The 12,467-nt window shown below is 55.5% G+C and carries 8 protein-coding genes and 1 tRNA gene; 6 read left to right on the top strand and 3 right to left on the bottom strand.

The features are described 5' to 3' along the window. Positions 1–68 precede the first annotated feature (68 nt). Together J0X19_RS18110 and J0X19_RS18105 are read left to right on the top strand one after the other, a co-directional pair. On the top strand, positions 69–545 hold the full coding sequence (locus J0X19_RS18110) for a MarR family winged helix-turn-helix transcriptional regulator (protein WP_022825431.1): 477 nt from the start codon (positions 69–71) through the stop codon (positions 543–545). A 165-nt stretch (positions 546–710) separates the two neighbouring features. Then, on the top strand, positions 711–3,119 hold the full coding sequence (locus tag J0X19_RS18105) for a 3-hydroxyacyl-CoA dehydrogenase/enoyl-CoA hydratase family protein (protein ID WP_206985826.1): 2,409 nt from the start codon (positions 711–713) through the stop codon (positions 3,117–3,119). 23 nt (positions 3,120–3,142) lie between these two features. On the opposite strand, the gene J0X19_RS18100 is transcribed toward J0X19_RS18105, so the two are convergent. Beyond that, positions 3,143–3,275, bottom strand: a tRNA-Ser gene (locus J0X19_RS18100). A gap of 22 nt (positions 3,276–3,297) precedes the next feature. Here J0X19_RS18100 and J0X19_RS18095 point away from each other — a divergent pair. The 3 genes from J0X19_RS18095 (at position 3,298) to J0X19_RS18085 (ending at position 8,069) form a co-directional block, all read left to right on the top strand. Then, positions 3,298–4,476 carry an acetyl-CoA C-acyltransferase gene (locus J0X19_RS18095; RefSeq protein WP_206985825.1) on the top strand — a complete coding sequence of 393 codons (1,179 nt, stop codon included), beginning with the start codon at positions 3,298–3,300 and terminating at the stop codon, positions 4,474–4,476. A 192-nt stretch (positions 4,477–4,668) separates the two neighbouring features. Next, complete coding sequence (locus J0X19_RS18090; protein WP_206985824.1) at positions 4,669–6,456, top strand: acyl-CoA dehydrogenase family protein; 1,788 nt, start codon at positions 4,669–4,671, stop codon at positions 6,454–6,456. A gap of 188 nt (positions 6,457–6,644) precedes the next feature. After that, positions 6,645–8,069 (top strand): Glu/Leu/Phe/Val family dehydrogenase, encoded by a 1,425-nt coding sequence (locus J0X19_RS18085; protein WP_206985823.1) that lies wholly within the window; start codon positions 6,645–6,647, stop codon positions 8,067–8,069. Between the two features lie 84 nt (positions 8,070–8,153). On the opposite strand, the gene J0X19_RS18080 is transcribed toward J0X19_RS18085, so the two are convergent. Continuing rightward, the gene (locus tag J0X19_RS18080) at positions 8,154–9,605 is read right to left on the bottom strand and encodes a hypothetical protein (RefSeq protein WP_206985822.1); all 1,452 of its coding nucleotides are present in this window, start codon (positions 9,603–9,605) and stop codon (positions 8,154–8,156) included. A gap of 428 nt (positions 9,606–10,033) precedes the next feature. Here J0X19_RS18080 and J0X19_RS18075 point away from each other — a divergent pair, with 428 nt between their 5' ends. Next, on the top strand, positions 10,034–10,225 hold the full coding sequence (locus tag J0X19_RS18075; RefSeq protein WP_206985821.1) for a hypothetical protein: 192 nt from the start codon (positions 10,034–10,036) through the stop codon (positions 10,223–10,225). 107 nt (positions 10,226–10,332) lie between these two features. On the opposite strand, the gene recG is transcribed toward J0X19_RS18075, so the two are convergent. Then, positions 10,333–12,432: an ATP-dependent DNA helicase RecG gene (recG, locus tag J0X19_RS18070; protein ID WP_206985820.1), complete on the bottom strand. Its 2,100-nt coding sequence runs from the start codon at positions 12,430–12,432 to the stop codon at positions 10,333–10,335. Positions 12,433–12,467: the final 35 nt, after the last annotated feature.

The following is a 12,467-nucleotide window of genomic DNA, read 5'->3' as shown; positions in this document are numbered from 1 at the left end:
TTTTCTTGTAACTTAGTATGCAAGCATAACATATTTCTGTATGTTTACCGGACTTGCTGCTCCCAACCATGAAACCTGAAGAAACCGTCGATTATAACATCAAAGTCGCTTGGCATGCCATTTCGCGCATGTACAACACCCAAGCTGGCAAGTATGACATCACCACGAGCATCGGCTTCGTGCTGCTGAACATCGACCAGGAAAACGGTACCCCTGCCACTAAAATAGCCCCACTGCTGGGCCTTGAAACTCGCAGCCTCACCCGTATCCTGCGGAGCATGGAGGAGAAAGGCCTCATCTATAAGCAGGCTGATACCCAGGACAAACGCTCGGTGCGCATTTTCCTGACCGAAGAAGGCTTGCGCGGCAAGGAAATTTCTCGCCAAACGGTACGCCATTTCAACCAGAAAGTGCGCGAGAAAATCCCGCAAAACCAGCTCGACGTGTTCTTTAAAGTAGTGGGGCAGATTACGGGCATGATTGAGGGCAAAACCCTTTTCGATGATTTCGTGCTGAAGCCTCTGCGTTCTGAGTCGCCGGCCTAACCTAACGGGTTGGCTGCCCTCACGTTTCAGTAACGCGCCACACCGAACAACCAAGGTCTCATTGTGCTTCTATAAGCGCTGCATGACGAGTACTTTTTATGAAAACTATTAGTCTTCAGTTGGTCCTAACCGCTTAAAAACTTTCCCACTCATATTCACCCACGAATGAATCGTACCATCAAAAAAGTAGCCGTGCTGGGCTCCGGTGTGATGGGCTCGCGCATTGCGTGCCACTTTGCCAACATCGGGGTGCAGGTATTGCTGCTCGATATTGCGCCCAAAGAACTGTTGCCCGCGGAAGAGTCTAAAGGCCTGAAGCTCGACAATCCGGCGGTGAAGAACCGCATCGTGAACAGTTCGTTGCAGGCGGCGGTAGCAGCCAACCCCTCGCCGCTCTACCGCAAAACCGACGTCTCGCGCATCAAGACCGGTAACTTCGACGACAACCTCAAGGATATTGCCGGCTGCGACTGGACGATTGAGGTAGTAGTGGAGCGCCTCGATATCAAGAAGAGCTTATTCGAGCGAGTAGAGCAGTACCGTAAGCCCGGCACGCTCATCACCTCGAATACCAGCGGCATCCCGATTCACATGATGACGGAGGGCCGCTCCGACGACTTCAAGAAGTATTTCTGCGGCACCCACTTCTTCAACCCGCCGCGCTACCTGAAGCTGCTCGAAATCATCCCGAGTCCGGACACTGATCCGGCCATTGTTGATTTCCTGATGCACTACGGCGACCTGTACCTGGGCAAAACCACCGTACTGGCCAAGGACACGCCCGCTTTCATTGCCAACCGCGTGGGCGTTTTCGCCATCATGGACGTGGTGCAGGTGATGAGCCAGCTAGGCCTGTCGGTAGAGGAAGTGGACAAGCTCACCGGTCCGGTTATCGGGCACGCCAAGTCGGCCACGTTCCGCACCTCCGACGTGGTAGGCTTGGATACGATGATTAACGTAGCCAACGGCCTCGCTCAAAACCTGCCGAACGACGAAGCCAAGGCCGTGTTCCAGCTGCCCGACTTCATCAAGAAGATGGCCGAGAACAAGTGGCTGGGCGACAAAACCGGCCAGGGCTTCTACAAAAAAGTACGGGGCGAAGGTGGCAAATCGGAAATCCAGGCGCTTGACCTTGCTACGCTGGAATACAAGCCCAGCGCTAAGGTGAAGTTTGCCACCCTGGAAACCACCAAGCCCATCGAGAAGCTGGCAGACCGTTTCAAAGTGCTGGTAGCCGGCAAAGACAAGGCCGCCGACTTCTACCGCAAGACCTTCGCGGGCCTGTTCGCCTACGTGAGCAACCGGATTCCGGAAATCACCGACTCGCTCTACAAGATTGACGACGCCCTGCGCGCCGGCTTCGGCTGGGAAATGGGTCCGTTTGAAACCTGGGATGCCCTGGGCGTCCAGAAAGGTCTGGAACTGGCGCAGGCTGAGGGTAAAACCGTAGCTCCCTGGGTGCAGGAAATGCTGGCGGCCGGCCATACCAGCTTCTATAAGGTGAGCGAGCAGGGCGTGAAGCAGTTCTACGATATCGAAAGCAAGGCCTACAAAGCCATTCCGGGGGTAGAAAACTTCATCATCCTCGACAACCTGCGCGCCACGGGCAAAGTGGTATGGAAAAACGCCGGTGCTTCGGTGCTCGACCTCGGCGACGGTATCCTGAACGTGGAGTTCCACAGCAAGATGAATGCGCTGGGCTCCGACGTAATTCAGGGTTTGCTGAAAGGCGTGGAACTGGCCGAAAAGGACTTCCGCGGTCTGGTAGTCGGCAACGACGCCCCGAACTTCTCGGCCGGGGCCAACCTAGGCCTCGTGTACATGTTCGCGCTGGATCAGGAGTACGACGAGCTGAACCTGATGATTGCCCAGTTCCAGCAGGCCATGATGCGTATGCGCTACAGCAGCATTCCGGTGGTAGGTGCCCCGCACGGCCTCGCCCTGGGGGGTGGCTGCGAGTTGAACCTGCACTGCGACCGGGTAGTGGCAGCGGCGGAAACCTACATGGGCCTCGTGGAATTCGGCGTAGGCCTGATTCCAGGCGGCGGCGGCACCAAGGAAATGACCTTGCGCACCGCGGCCAAGTACGAAGAAGGCGAGCCTGAGTACAATTTGCTCCGCAACACCTTCATGACCATCAGCACCGCCAAAGTTTCGACGTCCGCTGCTGAAGCTTTCGACTTAGGCTTCCTGCGCCGCGGCGACGAGGTAGTGGTGAACAGCAACCGCGTCATTGCGCAAGCCAAAGCCGCAGCCATTGAACTGGCCGAGGATGGCTACACGCAGCCCGTGCAGAAAACCAACATCAAGGTGCAAGGCAAAGGCGCCCTCGGCATGTTCCTGACCGGCGTGCACGCCATGAAGGAAGGCCGCTACATCTCCGACCACGACGTGAAGATTGCCAACAAGCTGGCCTACATCATGTGCGGCGGCGACCTGAGCAGCCCCACCGAAGTATCGGAGCAGTACCTGCTGGACCTGGAGCGCGAAGCCTTCCTCAGCCTCACCGGCGAGCGGAAAACGCTGGAGCGGATTCAGAGCATCCTGACCACCGGCAAACCCTTGAGAAACTAGAGCTAAAAACTAGTTCCCCTCCTTGGAAAGGAGGGGCTAGGGGTGGTTGAATGACGTCAGAACAATATTAGAGCTAATTCTAACCATCGTTCAACCAGTCAACCACCCCCAACCCCTCCTTTCTAAGGAGGGGAGCTAGCCAACCTCTACTTCCCCACCTTCTCTAAGACTCAAAACCATGAATGCATATATCGTAGCTGGCTACCGTACGGCCGTTGGCAAAGCCAACCGCGGCGGTTTCCGCTTCACCCGCCCCGATGACCTCGCCGCCGACGTCATCAAGCACCTAGTGGCCTCCGTGCCTCAACTCGACCCCACCCGCATCGACGACGTGATGGTGGGCAACGCCGTGCCAGAAGCCGAGCAAGGCCTGCAAATGGGCCGGCTGATTTCGCTGTTGGCCTTGCCCATGAACGTATCAGGCCTCATCGTGAATCGTTATTGCGGTTCTGGTGTGGAAACCATTGCCATGGCGGCCAGCAAAATCACGGCCGGTATGGCCGACTGTATTGTGGCCGGTGGTACCGAGAGCATGAGCATGGTGCCCACCGTCGGCTGGAAAACCGTGCCTAATTACAAGCTCGCCAAAGAGCACCCCGACTACTACCTCGGTATGGGCCTCACCGCCGAAGCCGTAGCGCAGGACTACAAAGTGTCGCGTGAGGACCAAGACCAGTTTGCGTATAACTCGCATCAGAAGGCTATTAAGGCTATTCAAGCAGGCAAGTTCAAAGAGCAGATTGTGCCCATCACGGTAGAGGAAACCTACCTCGACCAGGCCACCGGCAAAAAGAAAAACCGCTCCTTCGTAGTGGATACCGACGAAGGCCCCCGCGCCGATACCTCGCTGGAGGCGCTGGCCAAATTGCGGCCGGTATTCGCTGCCAATGGCTCGGTAACGGCTGGCAACTCGTCGCAGACTTCCGACGGCGCGGCTTTCGTGCTGGTAATGTCGGAGCGCATGGTGAAGGAGCTGAACCTGGAGCCCATTGCCCGCATGATTACTTACGCCACCGAAGGCATCGACCCGCGCATCATGGGCATGGGCCCCATCAAGGCTATTCCGAAGGCGCTGAAGCAGGCCGGTATGAAGCTCCAAGATATTGACCTGATTGAGCTGAACGAGGCCTTTGCGTCGCAGTCGATTGCCATTACCCGGGAATTGGACATTGACGAAAGTAAGCTCAACGTGAATGGCGGTGCTATTGCGCTGGGCCATCCGCTGGGCTGTTCCGGTGCCAAGCTCAGCATCCAGCTATTCCACGAGTTGCGTGCCCGGGGCCAGAAGTACGGCATGGTAACCGCCTGCGTAGGCGGTGGCCAAGGCGTAGCGGGTATCTACGAGCTGCTGAAGTAATCTTTTCAACGAAAAGAAACCCCCGAACCAAACGGGGTTTTCTTTTCGTTAAATACTCGGCAAGCATAACAAATTTTTGTATCTTTCGGTACAACAAAACAGCGGGCTGCTCTGGCCTATAATACTCGGCTTGCCGAGTAGTTCGCCTCTTATTTCGATATAACCTCTCACATCAACACCTCACTCACGGTCATGGAAGTAACCAACAAGCTTGTGAAAGGCGGCGAGTTCATCATCAAGGAAACCGACGCGCAAGACGTATTCACCCCCGCCGATTTTTCGGAAGAGCAGAACATGATGCACCAGACCGCGCTGGAATTCGTGGAGAAAGAAGTGCAGCCTCTTCTGGAGCGCCTCGACAACCACGAAGAAGGGTTGATGCGCGGCCTGATGGAAAAAGCGGGCCAGCTGGGGCTGTTCGGAGTAAGCATTCCGGAGCAGTACGGCGGGCTGGACATGGACTTCACTACTTCCTTGCGCGTGACGGAAGGCGTGGGCGGCGGCCACTCGTTCCCGGTGGCCTTTGCGGCGCACACCGGCATTGCCATGCTGCCCATCCTCTACTTCGGCAACGACGAGCAGAAAAATAAGTACCTGCCCGGCCTCACCAACGGCGAGTTGATGGGGGCCTATTGCCTCACCGAGCCCGGTTCCGGCTCCGATGCGTTGGGTGCCAAAACCAAGGCCATTCCGACCGAAGATGGCGAGTATTACGTGCTGAACGGGCAGAAAATGTGGATTACGAACGGCGGTTTCGCCGACGTATTCATTGTGTTTGCGCAGGTAGACGGCGACAAGTTCACTGGCTTCATCGTGGAGCGCGACACCCCCGGTCTGAGTCTTGGCAACGAGGAGCACAAGATGGGCATCAAAGGCTCTTCAACTCGCCAGGTATTCCTATCCGATGTGAAGGTGCCGAAGTCGGCGGTGCTGGGCGAGATTGGTAAAGGCCACCTCATTGCTTTCAACATCCTGAACATTGGCCGCATCAAGCTGGCGGCGGCCTGCTTGGGTGCCACCAAAATGGCTTCTACGCTGAGCATCAAGTATGCGAACGAGCGGGTGCAGTTCAAGCTGCCCATCAGCAAGTTCGGCGCCATCAAATACAAGCTGGCTCAGCAGGCCGTGCGGATTTACGCCGTAGAATCGGCCATCTATCGCGCCGGTATGGACATTGCCCGCATGGAGCAGGAGTTGCTGGCCAAAGGCCAGAGCCACAATGAAGCGCTGTTGGGTGCTGCCCGCGAGTTTGCCGTGGAATGCGCCATGTTGAAAGTGGAAGGCTCCGAAGTACTTGACTACGTGGTGGATGAAGGCGTGCAGGTGTACGGTGGCTACGGCTTCTCGGCCGACTATCCCATGGACCGTGCTTACCGGGATTCGCGCATCAACCGCATCTTCGAGGGCACCAACGAAATCAACCGCATGCTGGCCGTTGACATGATCCTGAAGAAGGCCATGAAAGGCGAGTTAGACCTGATGGGACCGGCCCAGGCCGTGCAGCAGGAGCTGATGGCTATTCCGGACTTCAACCTGGAAGAGGAAACCGGATTATTCGCCGCCGAGAAGAAAACCATTTCTAAGCTGAAAAAAGCCATTCTGATGGTGGCTGGCACGGCTGTTCAGAAGTACATGAACTCCTTGGCTAAGGAGCAAGAAGTGCTGATGAACATTGCCGATATGGCCATCAAGGTCTACACCGCGGAAAGCGTGTTGCTGCGCGTAGAGAAAGAAGCTGGCGAGAAAGGCGAGGAGGCATTGGCCACGCAAATTGACATTGCCCGCGTGTACCTCTACGACACAGTGGACCAGGTAAACAAGTTCGGCAAAGACGCCATTGGTACCATGACCGAAGGCGACGAGCAGCGCCTGCTGGCTATGGGCCTTAAGCGCTTCACCAAGGCCGACCTCTACAATGCCAAGGAAGCCCGCCGCCGCATTGCCGACGTGCTGATTACCGCCAATGAGTACGCATATTAACCTACAGCGCAAGCGGAGTTAGTGGCCATAAGATACTGGCAGGTATTGGTGGCGTCTAAATTCCATTGGGTAAATAAGTGATAGAAAGCCGCTTCCGGTTTGGGAGCGGCTTTCTGCGTTTTAGGCACAACACCAACGGCCGGGCTGCCGTTTGCAGAAAGATACTCCACCTTCAATCCCCACCATCTATGGCCAACGAACAGGTACAGGGTAAAGACTTTTACGAAAGCGTGCTGCGGTTTTACGACCATGCGGCCAGCTTTTCCAAGCTAGACCCCGGCATCATTGCCCAGATACGGGCCTGCAACAGCATTTACAAAGTGAACTTCCCGGTGGAAGTGGACGGGCATGTGCAGGTGTTCGAGGGAATCCGGGTGCAGCACAGCCACCACAAACTGCCCAGCAAAGGCGGTATCCGCTACAGCGTGTACGTGGATGAAGAAGAGGTAATGGCCCTGGCTACCCTCATGACCTTCAAATGCGCTTTAGTAGACGTGCCGTTTGGCGGTGCCAAAGGCGGCGTGAAAATCAACCCTCGTACCACCCCGGTTAATATTCTGGAGCGCGTTACGCGGCGCTACGCCACCGAACTAATCAAGAAGAACCTCATTGGTCCGGGTATGGACGTGCCGGCCCCCGACTATGGCACCAGTGGCCGGGAAATGGCCTGGATTGCCGACACGTACATGACGTTCAAGTACGGTGATACCAGCGCCTTGGGCTGCGTAACGGGCAAGCCAGTAGGGCAGGGCGGTATCCGTGGCCGGACGGAAGCCACGGGCTTAGGCGTGTTTTATGGCTTGCGTGAACTGCTGCTCGATGAGCCAATTCTCGATAAGTTAGGCCTCACTAGCGGCATTGCAGGCAAGCGCATCATTGTGCAGGGCTTGGGCAACGTAGGCTATTACGCCGCACATTTCTGCCAGGCTGATGGCGCTCTTATTACCGGCATTGCCGAGCGGGAAGGCGGTATCTACAGTGAAACCGGGCTGGATGTAGCTGCCGTATTCAAGCACCGCCAGAATACCGGCTCGATTCTGGGCTTCCCAGGGGCAACCGATGTGGCTGAGTCGTTGGACTTGCTGGAATACGAGTGCGACGTGCTGATACCAGCCGCGCTGGAAAACCAGATTCATGAGGGCAACGCGGCCAAAGTCAAAGCCAAAGTAATTGCAGAAGGGGCAAACGGGCCAACCACTCAAACCGCTGAGAAGATTCTGTTAGAGCGGGGCGTAGTAATTCTGCCTGACCTGTACCTGAATGCTGGCGGCGTAACCGTATCGTACTTCGAGTGGCTGAAAAACTTGTCGAACGTGCGCTTTGGGCGCATGGGCAAGCGGGCTGAAGAAGGAGCAATGCGGCGTTTGGTGGCTACCATTGAGCGCACCACCGGCAAAACCGTCACACCCGAAGAACGCCAGTTGATTATACACGGCGCCGACGAAATTGACTTGGTGCGTTCCGGGCTCGAAGACACCATGATTACCGCTTACCAATCCATCCGGAAGGTGATGGACGAGGTAGAGGGTATCACCGACCTACGCACCGCCGCTTTTTATGCGGCCATCGAGAAGATAGGTGTCAGCTACCAGTCGCTCGGTATCTTTCCATAAGCCGTCCGACTGTTGTATTTACAAAAACGCCGCTTCTGCATGCAGAAGCGGCGTTTTTATTCGTGCTAAAATGGAAGTTATGCTCTATTTGACAACAATCTTATTCAACATCAGAGCGGCTGATTTCTTGCTGGGCCGGCTAACACCAATGATCGTTTTGGCATCCAGCCACGCTGTAAAGTCCTTCACATAAGATGGATTTTGGTCGGCGGCTACATTCAACCCCAAGCCTTTCGGCTCTTGCACCACGCCGGTTTGCACGTTCACGCGGCGCAGGTATAAATCCGACTTGCCTTTCAGCTTCTCCCAGGTAACAAGCTGCACATCAGAACCAAAAACGGCCGCCCGATAACCAATGCTGCTGAAACCCTCCGTAGCAGGCGCTACCTGGTCCTTGGCGATAATGCTGTGCCAGGTAGGCGACTGAAACTCGTTGTACCCGAATAGGTGCAGCTCGCGGGTATGGCCGGGGGAGTTGTCGCCACCTTCCTCGTACTTTTTCTCGCCCACCACAACCAGCTGCTTGTCGTCGGTGAGCAGCAAATCGGTGAGGTACACGTCTTCAAGGCGCTTGGCGGTGGTGGCAGTGGCCTTGTTGGTTTCCGCTAGGTACTCGGAGGTGAACAGAAATTCGGGCGCAAATTTCATGTCGCCTTCGCCCGAGAAATCAAACTTCACCACCTTCAAGCTATGGTACACCCCGGTTTCCCGCTCGTTGCAGATGGCGGCGGCGTACAGGGTGTTGTCGGGCAGCAGCAGAAAGCGTGAGTCGAATACGTTCACCACTTTGCCTCCAAAAGTACCGCCTACGGCCACCGACATCACCTTGATGTCGGCACTGGTATTGAGGTAACGACGAACCGTAAGCTTCTTCATTTCGTCACTCACCAGCGTCACATACTGGCTGCCATCGTTGCCGACGTGGATGGTAGTGGAAAAGAAAGCGCCTTGGTCATTGAAGTCATAAGAGCGGTCCTTGAGCTTGCTGAGCTTGTCGTCGTACACGCTGGCGCTAACCGACTTGATTTGCGTGTTGCGCGTGAGGTAGCGCCAAGCAACTAGCTTGGTGCCGTCGGGCGAGAAAGCCACGCCGGGGCGCCGGTCACGAAGGCCAGTTTCCGTCAGTTTTTTGCTGGCGGCCTTCTGCCCATTGCTTAGGTCGAGGGCTTGTGCCGAAATACTTTGCGTAGCGCCGCTCTTGTCGTAAACCGCCACTAAGGCTTGGCTACCATTGCTTACAAACCCCTCAATGGCTTGCTCGGCGGTCAGTGGCAGCGGCGTGCTCCACTGGCGTTTCAGGTCGGCGTCATAGCGCTCCACGGCATATTCGTTGGCCGATTTGTGAGCTAAAATTATAAATCCGCCTTTGGCCAGCGGTAAAGTTTTGCTAGGTACGCGCTGGTTATATCGGTCGTCTGACTGTTCCGGTAGATACGTGAAAGCGGCTGATTTCACCTTTTGAGCCTGTATGCTACCGGAGTTGAGCAACAAAGCAGACGCCAGTAAGCCAATAGTTAGCACAGAGTTAAAACGCACAGCTGGATGGGATTAAAGCGAGAGTTTGAAAAAAATAGAAAAATGTACTCTTCAAAGGTATCCAAGTGTAGGAGTATCCCGTATACGCCCTGGTTTCAAAAAGAGATTTGCCAGTAGTCAACAAAAAGTTCATGCTTTCATAACGAAGTGCCGCTCACTTTCAGCGCCCGTACTCGTTAAATTTGCAGAAAACATCTGGATGGCCTCATGCATAAAGGGTCTCGATTCCAAATTACACTGTCTTGCTAAATGATGGCACTACAACAAGTATTTGGTTTTCAATTTCTGGCTTTACGGGCTGAAATTGCGTTTTCCAAGCTTTTCTTCCACTGCGCTTCTGCTCTTTTCGTTGCGTTTCGACCGTAGGAAATAATTTGGCCTTAACTTTGTTCCGCCGGGCCACTACAGCCCGCGACCTGATTCCAACTATGAAATTCTATCTTCGTCTCGCTCTGCTCTTCTCGCTCATCATTATTAGTAAGCTGACCAAAGAAGCAGAAACCCAGCGTATCGCTGTGAAACGTGCACCCGAAATAAATCCTATTTCTATGCAGCTGGCGTCTTTTTTTCGCTCTGCCGATGGCAGCGTGGAAGCGCCGCAAACCAGCCGTCATTTGTAGGCTAAACATCCGTAGCTAGGCACTTTCAGGCCACACTATTACGCAAGCAGGCGGCTCTAATGAGCCGCCTTTTTCATGCCTGATCATCAAATAGTTACGCTATGCCGCTAGCTGATCCGGCTCCAGTTCACCGCCGTTGCTGGTAAGCTCTCAATATGACGGCGAATATTTTCGTTTTCGGGAAGGTTGAGGCCGGGGTCTTCGCTGAGCAGTTGTTGAGCCGCCGCCCTCGACTCGGTGAGGATACGGCCGTCTTTGGCTAGGTCGGCAATCAGCAGGTCGAGTACGCCACTTTGTTGGGTGCCCATTAAGTCGCCGGGGCCCCGTAGCTTCAGGTCGATGTCGGCAATTTCGAAGCCGTTGTTGGTGCGTACCATTGTCTCGATGCGGGTGCGCGAATCCTTGCTCAGCTTGTAGCCGCTCATCAGGATGCAGTAGCTTTGGTCGGCACCCCGCCCCACCCGGCCCCGCAGCTGGTGCAGCTGCGAAAGGCCGAACCGCTCGGTACTCTCAATCACCATCACCGACGCATTGGGCACGTTCACGCCCACCTCAATTACGGTGGTAGCCACCATAATCTGCGTTTCGCGCTTCACAAAGCGCTGCATCTCGCTGTCCTTTTCGGCCGCACTCATGCGCCCGTGTACAATGCTGATCTGGAACTCCGGAAATGCCCGCTCTATGCTCTCATAGCCGTCCATGAGGTCCTTATAGTCGGCCATGGCCTCACTTTCCTCAATCAGTGGGTACACAATGTACACCTGCCGGCCCAGCTTGATTTGGTCGCGCAGGAAACCAAATACCTTGAGCCGGTTGGAGTCGAAGCGGTGCACCGTAACAATAGGCTTGCGGCCCGCGGGCAACTCATCAATTACCGATACGTCCAGGTCGCCGTACAGCGTCATGGCCAAGGTCCGCGGGATGGGCGTGGCCGTCATAACCAGCACGTGCGGGATGATGTGCGGATTTTTCTGCCAGAGCTTGGAACGTTGCGCTACCCCAAAGCGGTGCTGCTCATCCATGATGGTAAGGCCCAGGTTGCGGAACTGCACTACGTCTTCCAGCAAAGCGTGCGTACCTACCAGCATGTGCATCTCGCCGGACCGCAGCTGCTCGTGCAACACGCGTCGGTCGGCGGTGCGGGTGCTGCCCGTGAGCTTGCCAATCTTGATGCCCAGTGAATCAGCAAACTGCTTCAGCCCGATGTAGTGCTGGTCCGCCAAGATTTCGGTGGGTGCCATCAAGCAGCTTTGCGCCCCATTATCGGCCGCCATGAGCATGGCAATGAAGGCCACAATGGTTTTGCCCGAGCCTACGTCGCCTTGCAACAGGCGGTTCATCTGCTTGCCGGTGCAGAAATCCTTGTAGATATCGTGAATTACCCGTTTTTGGGCGCCGGTCAGATCGAAAGGCAGCACGTTTTTATAGAAGTGTACCAGCGTGGGCACTTCCTTGAACAGCTGGCCGGCTAGCTCTACTTTGCGTTGGTCGCGCTGGCGCAGCAGCTTGAGCTGCACGTAAAACAGCTCCTCAAACTTTAGCCGAAACCGGGCCGCTTGCAGCAAATCGGTGCTTTGTGGGAAATGAATCTGCTGTAAAGCCGTGGCCTTGTCCATTAACCCGTACTGCCGGATCAAATCCGCCGACAGTGTTTCGTGCACGTGCGGCAGCGCCAGCTTTAGCAGGTCGGAAACCATGCGCGCAATAGCCTTGCTATCAACGCGGTGGTAGTTCTTGAGCTTTTCGGAGGTGTTGTAAACAGGTTGCAGATAACTCTGGCCCGGCTTGGCCTCGGTTACCTCCTCCATTTCGGGGTGTGCCATCTGGGGCCGCCCGTTGAACATGGTCGGTTTCCCGAAGACAATGTACTCCTGATGGTTCTTGATAACCTTTTCCAGGTAGTTCACGCCCTTAAACCACACCAGCTCCAGTTCGCCGCTGGCATCGGCTACCTTGGCCACCATGCGCTTTTTAGGGCCTTCGCCTACCACTTCGCGGTTACGCAAAATGCCTTTCACCTGCACGAAAGGCAACTCATCGTGCAGGTCGCAGATATTGTAGAACTGCGTGCGGTCGAGGTAGCGGAAGGGGTAGCGCTGAATCAGGTCGCCGTAGGTGAACAGGTTCAGCTCCTTTTGCAGCAGCTGGGCCCGTTGCAGCCCCACGCCGCGCAGGTATTCTATCTTGGTTTGAAAGAAATTACTCATTTACTAGCTGTTAGCTATTGGCTGATAGCTGTTAG

The organism is Hymenobacter telluris, from assembly GCF_017313265.1.
GTDB lineage: Bacteria > Bacteroidota > Bacteroidia > Cytophagales > Hymenobacteraceae > Hymenobacter > Hymenobacter telluris.
The sequence above is the reverse complement of the archived record's forward strand: the minus strand, read 5'-3'. Positions and strand labels throughout refer to the sequence as shown.